Origin of the sequence: Polaribacter sp. Z014 (assembly GCF_023555435.1) — a bacterium.
Taxonomy (GTDB): domain Bacteria; phylum Bacteroidota; class Bacteroidia; order Flavobacteriales; family Flavobacteriaceae; genus Polaribacter.
Genome location: NZ_JALCZP010000008.1, coordinates 21,621 through 38,846, shown reverse-complemented (window position 1 = coordinate 38,846; position 17,226 = coordinate 21,621). Strand labels below are relative to the sequence as shown.

Annotated in this window: 13 protein-coding genes; all 13 read left to right on the top strand. The window is 32.7% G+C overall.

What is annotated here, in order from left to right:
• Window positions 1-5: 5 nt before the first annotated feature.
• Window positions 6-869 carry a helix-turn-helix domain-containing protein gene (locus MPF19_RS11070; RefSeq protein WP_249988276.1) on the top strand — a complete coding sequence of 288 codons (864 nt, stop codon included), beginning with the start codon at window positions 6-8 and terminating at the stop codon, window positions 867-869.
• A 4-nt stretch (window positions 870-873) separates the two neighbouring features.
• The gene (locus tag MPF19_RS11065) at window positions 874-1,737 is read left to right on the top strand and encodes a helix-turn-helix domain-containing protein (protein ID WP_203393835.1); all 864 of its coding nucleotides are present in this window, start codon (window positions 874-876) and stop codon (window positions 1,735-1,737) included.
• Between the two features lie 161 nt (window positions 1,738-1,898).
• Window positions 1,899-2,687, top strand: coding sequence for an IclR family transcriptional regulator (locus MPF19_RS11060; RefSeq protein ID WP_249988275.1), 789 nt, complete (start codon window positions 1,899-1,901; stop codon window positions 2,685-2,687).
• A gap of 182 nt (window positions 2,688-2,869) precedes the next feature.
• The gene (locus tag MPF19_RS11055) at window positions 2,870-3,886 is read left to right on the top strand and encodes a zinc-dependent alcohol dehydrogenase (protein ID WP_203393837.1); all 1,017 of its coding nucleotides are present in this window, start codon (window positions 2,870-2,872) and stop codon (window positions 3,884-3,886) included.
• Window positions 3,887-4,034: 148 nt separating this feature from the next.
• Entirely contained in the window at window positions 4,035-4,799 is a 765-nt protein-coding gene (locus MPF19_RS11050) for an SDR family NAD(P)-dependent oxidoreductase (protein ID WP_203393860.1), read from the top strand.
• Between the two features lie 34 nt (window positions 4,800-4,833).
• Entirely contained in the window at window positions 4,834-6,288 is a 1,455-nt protein-coding gene (gene aldA / locus MPF19_RS11045; RefSeq protein WP_284041483.1) for an aldehyde dehydrogenase, read from the top strand.
• 24 nt (window positions 6,289-6,312) lie between these two features.
• On the top strand, window positions 6,313-7,869 hold the full coding sequence (locus MPF19_RS11040) for a sulfatase family protein (RefSeq protein ID WP_203393838.1): 1,557 nt from the start codon (window positions 6,313-6,315) through the stop codon (window positions 7,867-7,869).
• 7 nt (window positions 7,870-7,876) lie between these two features.
• Window positions 7,877-8,971 carry a mandelate racemase/muconate lactonizing enzyme family protein gene (locus MPF19_RS11035; RefSeq protein WP_249988274.1) on the top strand — a complete coding sequence of 365 codons (1,095 nt, stop codon included), beginning with the start codon at window positions 7,877-7,879 and terminating at the stop codon, window positions 8,969-8,971.
• 28 nt (window positions 8,972-8,999) lie between these two features.
• Window positions 9,000-10,034, top strand: coding sequence for an aldose epimerase family protein (locus MPF19_RS11030; protein WP_203393840.1), 1,035 nt, complete (start codon window positions 9,000-9,002; stop codon window positions 10,032-10,034).
• A 49-nt stretch (window positions 10,035-10,083) separates the two neighbouring features.
• Window positions 10,084-11,097 carry an L-rhamnose/proton symporter RhaT gene (locus MPF19_RS11025; RefSeq protein ID WP_249988273.1) on the top strand — a complete coding sequence of 338 codons (1,014 nt, stop codon included), beginning with the start codon at window positions 10,084-10,086 and terminating at the stop codon, window positions 11,095-11,097.
• Window positions 11,098-11,107: 10 nt separating this feature from the next.
• A complete protein-coding gene (locus tag MPF19_RS11020; protein WP_203393842.1) occupies window positions 11,108-13,618 on the top strand; it encodes a glycoside hydrolase family 2 protein in 2,511 nt (836 codons plus the stop codon).
• 111 nt (window positions 13,619-13,729) lie between these two features.
• Window positions 13,730-15,955, top strand: a complete 2,226-nt coding sequence (locus tag MPF19_RS11015) for a DUF7133 domain-containing protein (RefSeq protein ID WP_249988272.1) — start codon at window positions 13,730-13,732, stop codon at window positions 15,953-15,955.
• Window positions 15,952-17,157 carry a glycoside hydrolase family 117 protein gene (locus MPF19_RS11010; RefSeq protein ID WP_249988271.1) on the top strand — a complete coding sequence of 402 codons (1,206 nt, stop codon included), beginning with the start codon at window positions 15,952-15,954 and terminating at the stop codon, window positions 17,155-17,157. The genes MPF19_RS11015 and MPF19_RS11010 overlap by 4 nt, the downstream gene beginning before the upstream one ends.
• Window positions 17,158-17,226: the final 69 nt, after the last annotated feature.

Below are 17,226 nucleotides of genomic sequence, written 5' to 3'. Positions count from 1 at the left end.
TTTGTATGAATAATTTATTACCTTTTCTAAAGTTAAGTATGTTGCATACAGGTGTAGCTAAACTTAATGAAACATGGCGTTTTAGTAATGTGATAAGTCCATTTGTAAGGTTGTTTCTAGTAACAAAAGGAGAAGCAGAGGCATCTTACGGTGGGAAGACTTTTGTGTTAAAACCAGGTTATATGTATTTAATTCCTAGTTTTACTTATAATGATTATCAATGTAAAGATTTTCATGAACAGTATTATACAGGTTTTTTTGAAGAGATAAAATTAGGGATGTCTATTTTTAATACAAAAAAGTGTAAATATGAAGTGAAAGCAAATGTTACGGATTACGACTTTTTTGAAAGGTTACTTGTTTTAAATCCTAATAAAGCTGTTTTAGATAATAATCCTATGACACACATTAACAGTAAGTTACCTAATTATAAAAGTAGTAAAGATGCTTATTTAAATTACGATATTGAAACACAAGGTATATTGGCAATTTTACTTTCACGATTTGTTGAAAATGCTGCTGTTTTGGATGATAAAGGAGTTTTTAAAGGTGACTTAAATAGGGTTTTAATATATATTGCAAAACATTTAAATGAAGAATTAATGGTGGCTACTTTGGCAGCATATTGCAATTTAAGTCCAGATCATTTTACAAAATCGTTTTATTCAAAATTTAAAGTAAACCCTAATAAATACATTCAGCTAAAAAGAGTAGAAAGGGCGCAGTTTTTATTACTTACTACGAAGGATTCTTTAGAGCAAATAGCGGAGAAAGTGGGCTTGAAAAGTTTGTCTTATTTCTCCAAAAAATTTAAAGAAATAGTAGGTTTAAGTCCTGCGAAATTCAGAAAAGAACAACTTAATTTATAAACTCTTGGCAAATCATTATAAGTCTTTAAAATTAAAATTGATAAATGCAGGTTATGATAAATTAGATCATAATTGGAATTTTGATAACGTTATTAGTCCGTTTACTAGGTTGTATTTAATTACAAGCGGAGAAGCGTTTGTGTATCATCACAATAAAAAATTCCACCTTTTACCTGGCTATTTATATCTTATTCCCAGTTTTGTGTATAGTAGTTATAAATGCGATTTAAAACATGAGCAATATTATGTCAGTTTTTTCGAAGAGTTAGGGAGTGGTTTGTCTATTTACAATTTTGTAAATTTTAATTATGAAGTAAAAGCAACATGTTTAGATGCTATTTGTTTTGAAAGATTGTTGACTATAAACCCCAATAGAGGTTTGATAAATAATGATCCTAAATACTATGATAATCATAGAACAATGGTTGCGTTTGAAAAACGAAATATAGATTTAACTGCAAGTAATTATTTAGAAACGCATGGGATTTTAAAAGTTTTATTATCTAAATTTATTGATGCGAATCAAACTGTAGAAAAATCTAGTAATTCTAATTTAGATAAGGTGTTAAGTTATATTTCTGAAAATTTGAATAACAATTTAAATATAAAATTATTAGCGGAGTATTGCAGTATGAATAAGGATCATTTTTCTAGAAGTTTTAAGAATAAATTCGGAATTAGTCCAAGCAAGTATATTCAAAACATGCGCATAGAAAGAGCGATGTTATTATTAATAACAACGGATTTCTCTTTGAAAGACATTGTTATGAAAATAGGTTATGAAAATTATTCTCATTTTTTAAGAACTTTTAAGGAGCAGGTGGGGAAAACACCTAAAGAATTTAAGAAAGAGCATTTTGTAGTTTGATATTTTTTTAAATAAATTAATACCGATTTTAAATCTTTAGTTTTTAATGTTTTATACTTCTTTAGTTTACTGTTTTTTAAGCAATGTTTAGTGCTTTAGGATGAGGGAATATTTCTGTTAAATAAATAATACTACTTTTGTGTTCTTAAAGAAGAGGTTTTATGAATAATGATAAAGTAGTTGGTAAACCTGCGTATAGTGTACCAAATTTAGAACGAGGCTTGTTAATAATAGAGTTGTTGGCAACTAAGACACGTGGCCTAACTTTGGCCGAAATAATAGAATCATTATCTTTATCAAAATCCAGTGCTTTTCGTATTGTTAGTACCTTAATTTATAAGAATTATTTGCAAAAAAACGAAACGACAAAAAAAATTACTTTATCAAGAAAGATGTTAAGCCTTGGTATTTCTTCTATGAATGAGCAAAGTATTGTAGAGGTATCTATTGATGTGATGCGGGCTTTAAGAGACGAGTTAAAAGAATCTGTAATGTTGGGTGTTATACTTGGTAGCACAGGTACTATTCTAGAGCAAGTCTCATCATCATTCCCTGTAAAACTATTTGTAGAGCCAGGTACACAGTTTAGTTTACATAGCTCAGTCGGAGGAAAGTCTATATTAGCAAATTTACCAAAGGAAGAGTCGAGTGCTATCTTAAAAAATATGTCTTTTACAAAGTTTACTAAAAATACAATTGTTTCTAAAGTAGCTTTTAAAGAGCAATTAAAAGAAGTAAAAGAAATGGGCTATGCTGTTGATAATGGCGAGGATATACAAGGTATTCACTGTTTAGGAGCTCCCGTATTTAATGAGCATGGTTATCCTGTAGCTGCATTATGGATTACGGCACCGCATGGTAGATTACCGCATGAAGAATTTCATGTTAAGGGAGAAATAATTGTTAAGTACGCTTTAGAAATTTCTACAAAGTTAGGTTACTTGGGTTAAAATTTTATTGCCACCATTATTTTATTGAGTTTTATAATAAGTACGGTTGTACTTTGTTGTAATTTATTTTTTTGAAACTAATTTCATATATGAAATTAGTTTCATGTGTTTTTGTGTGCTTTTTTTTATTACATTTGTTTCAAATAAGATAACTGTTTCTTATTTGAAACAAAAATTATAAGATGAAAGCAACACAATACGAAGGGAATAAAACCTTTAAAGTAATCGAAAAAGAAGTACAGAAACCAGCAAAAGGAGAAGTAAGAATAAAAGTAGCTTATGTTGGTGTTTGTGGAACAGATGTGCATATTTATCATGGAATGATGGATAAGCGAGTAGATATTCCAGTTACAATTGGTCATGAAATGTCTGGAGTAATTGATGCAGTAGGAGAAGGTGTAACAGGTTTTTCTGTTGGTGAAAAAGTTGTTGTTCGTCCGTTAGATGATAGAAAAGTAAAAGCATCAGACAAAGGATTTAATCACATTTGTGAAGAATTAAAATTTATTGGTATTGACAGTGAGGGGGCAATGCAGCAATATTGGAATGTGCCTAGTTTTGTTTTACATAAATTAAAAGAAAATACCGATTTAAAATTAGCCGCTTTAATAGAACCTTTATCTGTGGCAACGCATGATGTTCGTTTAAGTGGATTGGTAAAAGGAGAAACTGCTGTTGTTTTAGGTGGTGGTCCTATAGGATTATTAGTTGCTTTAGTGGCTAAAGAAGTGGGGGCACAGGTTATTGTTTCTGAAGTAAACCCTAAACGTATTGAAAAAGCAAAAGCATTAGGTTTTGATGCCGTAAGTCCTATTGATATTGATTTAGTTGAATATGTAAAAGGAAAAACGGAAGGACGTTTAGCAGATGTAGTTTTTGAAGTTGCAGGAGTTCAGCCAACGCTAGATGTAATGACAGAAGTTGCAGGAATTAGAGGTCGAATTTTAATGGTTGCTATTCATGGTGAGAAAAAACCAGTAGACTTATTCAAATTTTTCTGGAAAGAATTAAAATTAATCGGAGCTCGTGTTTACGAAAAAGAAGATTATGAAAAATCTATCCAATTAATTACTGCCAACGAGTTGCCTTTTATCGACATGATAACAGATGTACAGCCGTTAAGTAACATTCAGCAAGTTTTTGAAAACATAGACAATAATCCTGATGGATTAAAAGTGTTAATGGACTGTCAATTATAGATTCGCATTTAGCCATTGGCTTTTAGCTATTGGCTGAAATGTTAGTTCTAGTGATTTTCGAATTATGAAAAAAATCATATAGAGAAAAATAACCACAATATATACTAATGGCTAAAAGCTAATAGCCTTTTAAAAATAAAAAATGAGTATTTTAAATAGTTTCAGTTTAGAAGGAAAAGTAGCAATCGTAACAGGTTGTAAAAGAGGAATAGGAAAAGGAATGGCAATTGCTTTGGCAGAAGCTGGTGCAGATATTATTGGTGTTTCGGCATCTTTAGAATTATCTGGTAGTGCTATCGAAAAAGAAGTGACTGCTTTGGGTAGAAAGTTTACTGCGTATCAGTGTGATTTTTCAGATAGAAAAGCGTTGTATGCTTTTATTAGCGATGTAAAAGCGAATCATCCTCAAATAGATATTTTAGTGAATAATGCAGGAACAATTTTAAGAGCTCCTGCTGCAGAACATTCAGATGAATTATGGGATAAAGTGATTGAAGTAAACCAAAATTCACAGTTTATCTTAACACGTGAATTCGGTAAAGATATGATTGCTCGTGGTTCTGGTAAAGTAATATTTACGGCTTCATTATTAACATACCAAGGTGGAATTACAGTACCAGGTTATGCTGCTAGTAAAGGAGCCATCGGACAAATGATTATGGCATTTGCGAACGAATGGGCTGGTAAAGGAGTAAATGTAAATGGTATTGCACCAGGTTATATTGCGACTGATAATACAGAAGCATTGCGTAACAATCCAGAACGTGCAGATTCTATTTTAGCACGTATTCCTGCAGGTCGTTGGGGTACACCAGAAGATTTTGCTGGGCCAATAGTATTCTTATCATCTAAAGCATCAGATTATATGCACGGATCTATTACACTAGTAGATGGTGGATGGATGGGTAGATAATTCCAGTGTAAATTAACCTTTAAAAATTATTAAAATGTCAGAAATTAAAGAATACCAATTGTTTATTAATGGTGCGTGGGTAACCTCTACATCAGGAGAAACGATCGATATCATAAGCCCATCTACCCAAGAAATTGTAGGAAGGGTTCAAAATGGTACAGCAGCAGAAGCTATTGAAGCATTAGAAGCTGCGGATAAAGCGCAAAAAGAATGGAAAAAATTACCTGCTCGTGAGCGTGCAGATTTGTTATATAAATTAGCTGATGAAATAGATGCTAATACAGATTATTTAGCAGCATTATTAGTTAGTGAGCAAGGAAAATTATTAAAAGTAGCAAAAGGAGAAGTTGCAGTTACCGCTTCTTTTATAAGATATGCCTGCGAAGGCGCAAGAAGAATTGAGGGAGATATTATTCCTTCGGATAATCCTAACGAACAAATCTGGATTCAAAAAGTACCAAGAGGAGTTGTTGTTGCAATTACTGCTTGGAATTTCCCATTGGCATTGGCAGGACGTAAATTAGGTCCGGCTTTAGTTGCAGGAAATACGATTGTAATTAAACCAACGTCAGAAACACCATTATCAACTTTAGAGTTAGGAAACCTTGCCAATAAAGTAGGTATTCCTGCAGGAGTTATTAATATTTTAACAGGACCAGGAAGAGCAATGGGTAACGCTTTAGTAGAAAGCCCTATTTGTAAAATGGTTACTATGACGGGTTCTACACCAGTAGGACAAGCAATTGCAAGAAATGCTGCAGAAAACTTAACACATGTGCAATTAGAATTAGGAGGAAAAGCACCTTTTATTGTATTTGCAGATGCGGATATAGATGCTGCTGTAGATGCGGCATTGCATTCTCGTTTTGATAACTGTGGACAAGTTTGTACTTGTAATGAACGTATGTATATTCAAGAAGATATTTACGATGTTTTTATGGAGAAATTCATTGCTAAAGTAAAAGCGATAAAAGTAGGAGACCCAATGTTAGAAGAAACCGATATGGGACCAAAAGTAAATGGCAATGAATTAAAAAACATGGAGCATTTAGTAAAGGTAAGTTTAGAAGAAGGAGCAACACTTGCTACTGGAGGTAAAAGACCAAAAGGAGGTGTATTTGACAAAGGGTTTTGGTTTGAGCCAACTGTTTTAACAAATGTAACTCAAGACATGACTATTGTTCATGAAGAATCATTCGGACCTATTTTACCTGTATTAAAATTCAAAACTTTTGATGAAGTTATTGGGTATGCAAATGACTGTGAATATGGTTTAGCTGCAATGGTTTTTACCAATGATATGAATACAATTATGAAATGTAATGATGAACTTGAGTATGGAGAAATCTATGTAAATAGAGGTCATGGAGAACAACATCAAGGTTTTCATAACGGATATAAAAAATCAGGATCAGGTGGTGAAGATGGTAAATACGGTTTTGAACAATACATGGAAAAGAAAACTTTCTATATTAGACATAAAGCGTAGTTTTTCTAAAAAAAAAATAGGATCATGAAAATAAACATTTACATCGCTTTTTTAACCGTTTTTTTGGTTGGTTGTCAATCATCAGAAAAGAAAAAAGAAGCTAGTTCAGAAACAAGTAAAAAACCAAATATTGTGGTTATTTATTTAGATGATTTAGGTTACGGAGATTTAAGTTCTTACGGCGCAACTTCATTTAAAACACCAAATATTGATGCGCTTGCAAATGGCGGAATTAAATTTACAAACGCATATGCTTCATCTGCAACATGCACACCAAGTAGGTATGCGTTGTTAACAGGGGTTTATCCTTGGAGAAATAAAGATGCACATATTTTACCAGGAACGGCTCCTTTGGTTATTTCAACTGCTCAAGAAACAATACCTAAAATGCTTAAAAAAGTAGGATATCAAACAGGTATTGTTGGTAAATGGCATTTGGGTTTAGGATCTGGCGTTGTAAACTGGAATGAGCATATTTCACCAGGACCGAATGAAGTAGGTTTTGACGAGTCTTATATTATGGCGGCTACGCAAGATCGTGTGCCAACGGTATATATTAAAGATGGAAATGTAGTTGGTTTAGATCCTAGTGATCCTATTGAAGTAAATTATGATACTAATTTTGAAGGTGAACCAACAGGAAAGGACAATCCAGAATTGTTAAGAATGAAATGGCATCATGGTCATAATAGTAGTATTGTAAACGGTATTCCAAGAATTGGATTTATGAAAGGTGGTGAAGCTGCAAAGTGGACTGATGAAGAAATGGCTGATAACTTTTTAACAAAAGCACAAGCTTATGTAAAGACACATAAGCAAGCACCTTTTTTCTTGTATTATGCTATGCAACAACCACACGTGCCAAGAACTCCGCATCCAAGATTTGTAGGAACTTCTGGTTTAGGACCAAGAGGAGATGTAATTATAGAAGCAGATTGGGCCGTTGGTCAGTTAATGAAAACTTTAAAAGAAGAAGGTCTTTTAGAAAATACAATTGTAATTCTTTCTAGTGATAATGGCCCGGTTTTAAATGATGGTTATTTTGATGATGCAGAAGAAAAATTAGGAAATCATGATCCTAAAGGAGGATTAAGAGGAGGTAAGTATAGCTTGTTTGAAGGCGGTACAAGAGTTCCTTTTATTGTTTCTTATCCAGGAAAAATTCAACCTAAAGTTTCTGATGCATTGGTAAGTCAAATAGATGTGTTAGCTTCTTTAGGGAAGTTAGTTGGAGCATCTGCAGGAACACCAGTAGATAGTGAAAATCACTTAGATGTTTTATTTGGGAAAAGCGAAAAAGGAAGACAAGATTTAATTTTAGAAGCAACTTCTAGAACAGCTTTAAGAAGTGGGGATTGGTTGTTAATTCCGCCATACAAAGGTTTACAAGCTGTAATTGAAGATGTGAAAATAGAAACAGGTAATGCTGATGTTTTTCAGTTGTATAACTTAAAAGAAGATGCAGGTCAGCAAAATAACTTAGCAGACAAACATACTGAAAAGGTGAAAGAATTATTTGCTAAATTTATTGAGATAAGAGGAGAGAATTATAGTAAAACACAGAAATTAGAATTAAAGTAATTTAGAGATGAGCACAAAAATAGCCAATATAAAAACCCAGTTATTTACAGTTCCATTACCAGAGGTAATGTCGGATGCAAAACATGGAGATCATTATCATTTTGAATTGGTAACCGTTACTGTTACTTTAGAAGATGGAAGTGAAGGAACCGGATATACATACACTGGTGGTAAAGGAGGATTTGCCATAAAGGCGATGGTAGAACACGATTTTACAAACGTTTTAATTGGTAAAGACGGAACAGATATTGAATCTATTTACGACTTTTTAGAATGGCATGTACATTATGTTGGTCGTGGAGGTATTGCCTCTTTCGCAATTTCTGCCGTAGATATTGCTCTTTGGGATATCCGTTGTAAAAAAGCGAATAAACCACTTTGGGAAATGGCTGGTGGAGCAGGAAATACTTGTAAAGCATATTGTGGTGGAATCGATTTAATGTTTCCAATAGAAAAACTTTTAGGAAACATGAAAAGTTACCTAGAAAGAGGATTCAATGCTGTTAAGATTAAAATCGGTAGAGAAAATTTACAAGAAGATTTAGACAGAATAAAAGCAGTGAGAGAATATATTGGTCCAGATGTTACTTTTATGGTAGATGCCAATTATTCTATGACGGTAGAAAAAGCGATTAAAGCGATAGAAGGTTTTAAAGAACATAATATTACCTGGTTTGAGGAGCCTATTATTCCGGATAATTACAAAGGATTTGGAGAAATAGTTGACAAAACAGGATTTCCATTAGCTATGGGAGAAAATTTACATACGATTCATGAATTTGAATATGCAATGGACCAAGCTAAATTATCTTTTGTGCAACCAGATGCTTCTAATTGTGGAGGAGTTACAGGTTGGTTGGCAGCTGCAAGATTAGCAGATAAGCATAACATACCAGCATGTTCTCACGGAATGCAAGAATTACACGTAAGTTTAGTTTCTGCGCAACCAAACTCAGGTTGGTTAGAAGTGCATAGTTTTCCTATTGATGAATATACAACTAGACCTTTAGTGGTAGAGAATTACAGAGCAGTAGCGCCAGATTACCCAGGAGTTGGAGTTATTTTTGATTGGGAAAAATTAGCTGAATTCGAAGAAAAATAATTAGTCATTAATTAAAAACACATCTTAAATGAGCGTAGAGATTTCAAAGTTTGGAAAATATAAAAGTGAACCTATCGAAGAATTTACTTTAAAAAATGAGAATGGAGTTGAAGTTAGTATTACAAACTTTGGTGCAACTATAACTAAAATTTTAGTGCCCAATAAGAATGGAGATATACAAAATATCGCTTGTGGTTTTGATACTTTAGATGGATATTTTGATAAAAAATATTTAGAAAACTCACCTTATTTTGGAGGAACTATTGGTAGATACTGCTCTCAGATTAAAGATTCGAAATTTAATTTAAATGGTAAAGAATATCAATTAACAAATAACTGTGGAGATAATAATTTACACGGAGGTGCTGTTGGTTTTGATAAAAAAGTTTGGCATGGAGAAGCTGAGGGAGATAGTGTAATTATGTCTTTATATAGCCGAGATTTAGAAGAAGGTTTTCCAGGGAATGTAGAAGTTTCTGTCACTTTTACGTTAACAAATGATAATGAATTAAGGATTGATTATAGTGCTACGCCAGATCAAGATACGCCTCTGTCATTAACAAATCATACGTATTTTAATCTGAATGCTTTTTCATCAACGGTAGAAAATCATCACGCAAAAGTTCATACAACAAAAAGACTTGTAATGGATGAAACTGGAGCAGCAACTGGGGAAATAGCAGCAATTTCTGGAGAAGCAGATGATTTATCCGAAGGAAAAATAATTGGAGATGTACACAAAGAATTAGGAGATGGATTCGAACATTTTTATGTATTTGAAGACGCTAATTTTAAATTGAAAGAAGTGGCTCAAATTACTTCAGAAATATCTGGACGATCATTAACAGTATCATCTACAGAACCTTGTATGTTGTTGTATACAGGTAAATATACATCAGATGAAATAAAAAGGGAAAATGGTGAGCAATATGGAAAATATAAAGGTTTTTGTTGTGAAACACACAGATATCAAAATGGCCCAAATATTAAAAATTCGCCAAAATCGATTACAAAATCAGGAGATGAATTTAAAAGTACTACCATCTTTAAATTTGGGTGGTAATACTTTCAATTTGAATAAAAAATATTAACTAAACTTAAACGATTATTTTATGATAACAGGTGTTCTATTTGCTATTCTAGCAGGATTATTATTAGGATTGTATGCATTACCAGAAAAATTTACAAAAGATTTTGAATTTGAAAATACGTGGAGTATGTTCTTTGCCATTAATACTTTTGTAGTACCAAATGTTGCTGCATTTCTTTTAATAGATGGTTTTTCTGATGTTTTAGGAGCGATACCAACAGACGTTTTATTAACCATGATTGTTTGTAGTGTTCTTTGGGGTATTGGTGCTATGATGTGGGGAAAAGCAATTAATTACATCGGTTTATCTTTAGGATTTTCGATTTTTATAGGTACGGTAATATTAGTAGGTTCTCTTTTGCCTTTTATACAAACAGGTTTACCAGAAACAAATATATTTTTAACAATTCTTGGAGGTTTAGCTGTTGTTTTGGTTGGTGTAATGGCCAATGGTAGAGCAGGTATTTTACGTCAAAAAGATGAGCAAAAAAATGCAGAATCCGGAGAAAAGAAAGGTGGTTCTGTAATTACGGGTATTATAATTGCAGTTGTTGGTGGTTTATTAGCTACAGGTTTTAGTTATGCCAATGCAGCTGGAGCGCAAATTATTGATGCAGCTTCTCAAGCACAAGGAAATGAGTCATGGAAAAGTGCCATTGCTGTTATGTATGTAATTTATATGGCCGGTGGTGTTGCTATTGCAATCTATTTTGCACAGCAATTAACAGCTAAAAAATTGTGGGGTAAGTTTAAAACACCTCATTTAGGTAAAAATATTATGCTTACTACCGTAATGGGCGTCTTCAATTTTGCGGCGTCTTCAATATTTGCATATGCTGCTTTTAAATTAGGAGAAACTGGTGGTAGTGTAGGTTATGCTATTTTTAACACGGCCTGCGTTGTAACTGCTATTATAAGTGGTTTAATTACTAAAGAATGGGTAAATGCATCTGGCAAGGCAAAAGGATCTTTATATTTTGGCTTAACTTGTATGGTAGTTGGAATTCTAATAGTGGCTTACAGTAATAGTTTATAAAAAAAATATAATGAAAAAAGCAATTTGTATCTTAGTCTTTTGTCTAAGTTCAATATATGTATTTGCACAACCAAGTACTATAAGTAATCACAATGATAATAGCCAGCAAATAACTAGTTTAGATAGTTATAGATGGAAAATGAAAATGATGCTACCGGGTGAAGGTGTAAAAGCGGGGCTTAATGAATTGCCTCCAGGTGATATTGAAACCTTAGTTTGGAACCCTGCAAAAGTTCCGGGAGATGTGTATACCGATTTATGGAAAGTGGGAGCTATTGAAGATCCTTACTTTGGTAGAAATAGTGTAAAGGCACAATGGGTTATGCAATACGAATGGTGGTACTCCATTCAATTTAAAGTAAATCAAGATTTAACGGATAAAGTTGCTCGTTTAGATTTTCAATCAATAGATCACGAATGTGATATTTGGTTGAATGGTCATTTTATTGGTAGTCATAAAGGCTCGTTTTCTTCTTTTTCTTTTGATGTAAATGAAGCTATTTTAACGAATAAGCATTGGTTGAAAGCAACTAATATGTTGGTGATTAGATTGGCACCACCTCCGCAGGTAAACGCTAAAGTTGCAGGGTTAAAAACACCTTGGTTTGGTGATTATTGGAGAGATTTAATTCCGTTTGGTATAACAGGTTCAATTGATTTGGTTTTTACTGGTAAATCTAGAATATTAGATGTGTATGCAAAACCAAATGTTACAAATGAAAAGAAAGCATCTGTAACTTTTGAAATTGAAGTTGAGAATACGGAAAAAGTAGCAAAAGAAAAGAATATTACAATATCTTTTAAAGGTCAAAACTTTGATGGCAAACAGCAAACCGTTCGTTTTAAGAAGTTATTGCAGCCAGGTAAACAAATAATAAAAAAGGAGATTGAAGTAGAGAATCCTCAACTTTGGTGGCCTTGGGATTTAGGAAAACCGAACTTATATGAAGCAAAAGTTTCTTTAGATGAAGGTAAAATAAATCAAGATTTTAAAGAAATTACGTATGGTTTACGTAAAGTTGAAATGGCTTGGAATCCTGGGTTTTCTAGAGATGAAGTTTCTTTTCCAAGAACAACAATGATTAATGGAAAGAAAATTTTTATTCGTTCTGCTTGTTGGGGAGGACCGCCAGATATTTTTGTAGGTAGAACTTCAGAAGAAAAGTATAGAAAGTTAATAGCATTAGCCAAAGAAGCGAATATGAATAACATTCGTATTTTTGGATGGCATCCACCAGAAATTCCATTGTTTTACAAGTTATGTAATGAGCAAGGAATTACAGTTTGGCAAGATATGATTCCGTTAGGAACAGGGAATATTCCTAATGATCCAGAATTGTTAGAGCGTATTTTTCAAGAAGGAGAAAATGTAGTTAAAAACAGAAGAAACAATCCGTCGTTAATTATGATGGAAGGTGGAGAAGAAATGTTACTAAGAGCAAGTGATCCTGTGTATGCAAGAAAATTCTTGGAAACTTTAGGAGAAAGATACCAAAAGATGGTTGATTTACCATATGTTCCAGACTCTCCTTTAACGAATGATCCTTCGCTAGAAGCAGGTTTTAAACCAAAAGAAGCAGTGCATGCTTTAGGTTATTTTTATGGAATGGGTAAAAAGCCTATGGAAGAATGGTTTAAAAGTCTAGATTATCCGATTGTTCCAGAATTGGCAATTACATCAGTTCCGAATGTAGAAAGTTTAAAGAAATTTATTCCTAAAGATGAATTATGGCCTCCAGGACCAAGTTGGGGACATCATTGGGCTGATTTAGATCGATTAAGAATTCAGAATTTTGATACTTTTGGAGACGAGAAAAAAGGTTCTTTACAAGAATTTGTAGATGCAACTCAAGATGCTCAGGGTATAATTTTTCAATTGTCTATAGAACACTTCAGAAGAAATAAACCCAAAACAAGTGGAATTGCATTATGTCACTTTATTACCTATTGGCCAGATATGAAATGGGGAATTATTGATAGTTATTTGCAACCAAAACGTTCTTTTGAATTTGTAAAAACGGCATATCAACCAGTACTGGTTAATTTGAATTTTGCAAAACGTAGATGGTTGAATTCAGAAACATTTAAAGGTCAGTTTTGGATTGTGAACGATTTATATAAATCATATAAAAATTGTAAAGTTTCCTATTCAATTTTAGATGATGATAAGAAAGTGTTGAAAAAATCTTCTTTTGATGTTAAAAAGATTGAAGAAAATAGTTCGAAACAATTTTTAGAAATTGAAGCAAAGGTTCTTAAAAAGGTGAAAAAGAATTTCTATGTTGATGTTGAACTTACTGATGCAAATGGAGACGTTTTATCTTCAAATAATTATATGTTTTTAATTGGAGACCAAAGAGGTGATGCTGCTAAATTTAAACAAATGGGTGAAGAGATTAGAAATAGAAATAGTGAATATTCTTATGGAAATTATCTAAGGTTTTTTGATCAAATAATAGGAGCAAATAAAAAGGAATACGAGAGTAAAACGGATACGATAAAAACAAGAGGGTTTGAGTAAAAATTATCAATAATAAACTTCTTTTAAACCATTTGTTGTTTTATTCGGAATAAATCGCTTGTATATTTCGTAATGTATTCAATATCTTGCGAGAATAAAACCAACTAACCAATGAATAAACCTTTTTCGAATTCTAATTTTTCATTTTTAATAGCAGTAAGTTTTGCATGTCTTCTAGCTAGTTGTACTGAGACAAAAACAAAAACATATTCAGATATAATTTATAAGAAACCAGCTATTGTTAAAATTCCCGAAGTAAAATTTCTTTCTCCAGAAGAAAGTATCAAAACCATGCATTTACCAGAAGGGTATCACATGGAATTGGTTGCAAGCGAACCTATGATAAACGAACCAGTAGTAATGGAATGGGATGCAAACGGAAAGCTTTATGTAGCAGAAATGCTTACCTATATGCAAGATGTAGATGGAACAGATGAAAATAAACCTTGGAGTAGAATTTCGGTTTTAGAAGATCTAGATAATGATGGTAAAATGGATAAAAGCACTGTTTTTATTGATAGTATTATCTTACCTAGAATTATAAAACCGCTAGATGATCGTTTAATTGTTGGTGAAACTTACAATAGAGATATCTGGAGTTATAGAGATACCGATGGAGATAATGTTGCAGATGAAAAAATATTATTATTAAAAAGTAATAAAAGAGATAATGCTAATTTAGAGCATCAATCTGCAAGTATTTTATGGAGTATAGATAACTGGATGTATTTATCTAGAGATGCTATTAGATATAGATTTACCCGTGGAAAAATAGAAACGGATACTTTAAGAGATGCACCAAATGGTCAATGGGGATTAACACAAGATGAAGTTGGTCAATTGTATTATTCAAGTGCGGGTGGAGAAAACTCATCTTTAGGTTTTCAGCAGCATCCTACCTATGGTAATTTAGAATTAGAAGGGCAAAAACAAGAAGGTTTTGAGGCTGTTTGGCCTATTATAGGAACACCAGATGTGCAAGGTGGACCTAAAAGATTGCGAGAAGATGGTACTTTAAATCATTTTACGGCAAGTTGTGGTCAAGGTGTATTTTTAGGTGATAAACTTCCTCTTTATGGAGATTTATTTATTCCCGAACCAGTTGGAAGATTAATCCGAAGAGCAAAAGTGGAACACATTAACGGAAAAACGGTGTTAAGTAATCCGTATCACGAAACAGAGTTTTTAGCTTCTACAGATGCAAACTTTAGACCTGTAGACACAAAAACAGGACCTGATGGTTGTTTGTATGTTGTAGATATGTATCGTGGTATTATTCAGGAAGGAAATTGGGTTAGAAAAGGAAGTTTTTTACGTCCTGTTGTAGAAAAATTAGGACTTGATAAAAATATTGGAAAAGGTAGAATTTATAGAATTGTTCATGATGAAATTACGCCTTCTAAAAAAGTGAAATTATTAGATAAATCACCAACAGAATTATTGCCATTTTTAGATAATGATAATGGTTGGCACAGAATGAATGCTCAGAAGTTAATTATTTTAAAAGGAGATAAAGCGATTATTCCTGCTTTGCAGAAAAAAGTAAAAAACGGAGCGTCTGCTTTGGGTAGAATGCATGCACTTTGGACACTTGAAGGTTTAGATGCTATTGATGAAAATATACTTATTGTAGCCTTAAAAGATGAAGATTCTAGAGTAAAAAGAGCTGCAATAAGAATTAGTGAACCTTTTTTAAGTAAGGGGAATCAAAATATTTTTGATGCTGTATCCGCTTTAAAAACAGATGCAGATGTAGAAGTTCCGTTACAAGTTATTCGTTCATTTGGAACAAATAAAAATGCAAAAACGAAAGCTGTTATTAAAGATATTATTAAAAACAATCCTACAAACGAAGTCGTTTCAATTATTGGTACAGAAACCTTAAAAGATGTACCACCGGTTATTGAGCAATTAAAGAAAAAACATATTTTAAAGAGCAGCCAGGTTAGAAATGCTATTGTTCAAGGATATAAAAACTTTAATACAATTTGTATGGCTTGTCATGGTGTAAATGGTAAGGGAATTGAAGGTGTTGCGCCATCTTTGGTGGGATCTCCTCGTGTTACTGGTAATCCAGAAATAGCAATTAAAATATTATTAGATGGTTTAACGGGGCCTATTGATGGTAAAGAGTATGCGGGTGTTATGGCCGGTATGAAACATCAAGATTCAGAATGGCTTTCTAGTGTTTTAACATATGTTAGAAGTGAATTGAATGATGCGGGTCCAATATTGCGTTGGAAATTTGATAACTTTAAAAAGAAAAAAGAAATTAAGGAAAGAGATACGTATTGGACTATTGAAGAATTGTATAAAAAGAAAAATAATAAAAAATGAAAATAAAAATACTACTAGTTAGTTTTTGCCTAATCATGGTTTCTTGTAATACTAAAGAAAAAATAACTGGACAAAAAGTAAAGGATATGGAAATTACTGATGAACAACAAGATTATTTAGGAATTACTGATAAAGAACATTTAAGTGCAGCATCTAAAAGGGCTTTAAATTGGCCTAAAGAGGCTACAAATGATTGGTATTTTGAATATCAGATTCAAGATTTAAAAGGAGACTTGGCATATGAAGAAGGTGTTGTTAGAAGAGATCCAAGTGGAATTATAAAGCATGATGGAAAATACTATACTTGGTATACAAAAAGTACTGGGCCAACTCAGGGGTTTGTTGGTGATATAGAAAAAGTAAAAGTTTTTCCTTGGGATAGATGTGATATTTGGTATGCAACCTCAAAAGATGGAATTACTTGGAAAGAAGAAGGAGTTGCTGTAAAACGAGGAGAAAAAGGAAGTTATGATGATCGTTCTGTTTTTACTGTAGAAATTATGGAAAATGAAGGGATGTATTATTTATGCTATCAAACTGTAAAATCACCTTACAATAAAAGAGTGAAAAATCAAGTAGGTTTAGCTTGGTCTACATCGCCAAATGGCCCTTGGACAAAAAGTAAAGAACCAATTTTAAGTCCTGCAGATAATGGTGTTTGGATAGGTGATGATTTACAAGACCGTTTTTCTGTTGCTAAAAAAGGAGACTTTGATAGCCATAAAGTACATGATCCTTGTATTATCCCTTTTAAAGGGAAATTTTACTTGTATTATAAAGGAGAACAAATGGGAGAGCAATTTACATTTGGGGGTCGTCAAATAAGACATGGAGTTGCTATTGCAGATAATCCTAAAGGGCCTTATGTAAAATCGCTTTACAATCCTATTTCTAATAGTGGACATGAAATCTGTGTTTGGAAATATAATGGAGGTATTGCGTCACTTATTACTACAGATGGGCCAGAGAGAAATACGGTACAATGGTCTCCAGATGGAATTAATTTTGAAGTTAGAGGAGCTGTAAAAGATGCACCACATGCCATTGGTTTAAATAGAACAGCAGATAATGAAAAGGAGCCAACAGAAATTTTAAGATGGGGATTGACTCATGAATATAAAAATTCTGATTATCAATATATAAGAAGGTTTACAACCATTAATAAAAAGCAACATGGTTCTTTTACAGAGGGAGCAAAATAGGAAGTAAAGTAAAATAGTGAATTTAATATCCAAAAAAAGACTGCTATATGTGGTTTTTTTTTGAATAAT

What these genes read in the sequence shown, in the direction of transcription:
- MPF19_RS11035 (WP_249988274.1), top strand. Translation starts at nt 7,877, where the DNA reads ATGAGCACAAAAATAGCCAATATAAAAACCCAGTTATTTACAGTTCCA.
- MPF19_RS11015 (WP_249988272.1), top strand. Translation starts at nt 13,730, where the DNA reads ATGAATAAACCTTTTTCGAATTCTAATTTTTCATTTTTAATAGCAGTA.
- MPF19_RS11060 (WP_249988275.1), top strand. Translation starts at nt 1,899, where the DNA reads ATGAATAATGATAAAGTAGTTGGTAAACCTGCGTATAGTGTACCAAAT.
- MPF19_RS11030 (WP_203393840.1), top strand. Translation starts at nt 9,000, where the DNA reads ATGAGCGTAGAGATTTCAAAGTTTGGAAAATATAAAAGTGAACCTATC.
- MPF19_RS11020 (WP_203393842.1), top strand. Translation starts at nt 11,108, where the DNA reads ATGAAAAAAGCAATTTGTATCTTAGTCTTTTGTCTAAGTTCAATATAT.
- MPF19_RS11055 (WP_203393837.1), top strand. Translation starts at nt 2,870, where the DNA reads ATGAAAGCAACACAATACGAAGGGAATAAAACCTTTAAAGTAATCGAA.
- aldA (WP_284041483.1), top strand. Translation starts at nt 4,834, where the DNA reads ATGTCAGAAATTAAAGAATACCAATTGTTTATTAATGGTGCGTGGGTA.
- MPF19_RS11025 (WP_249988273.1), top strand. Translation starts at nt 10,084, where the DNA reads ATGATAACAGGTGTTCTATTTGCTATTCTAGCAGGATTATTATTAGGA.
- MPF19_RS11010 (WP_249988271.1), top strand. Translation starts at nt 15,952, where the DNA reads ATGAAAATAAAAATACTACTAGTTAGTTTTTGCCTAATCATGGTTTCT.
- MPF19_RS11040 (WP_203393838.1), top strand. Translation starts at nt 6,313, where the DNA reads ATGAAAATAAACATTTACATCGCTTTTTTAACCGTTTTTTTGGTTGGT.
- MPF19_RS11070 (WP_249988276.1), top strand. Translation starts at nt 6, where the DNA reads ATGAATAATTTATTACCTTTTCTAAAGTTAAGTATGTTGCATACAGGT.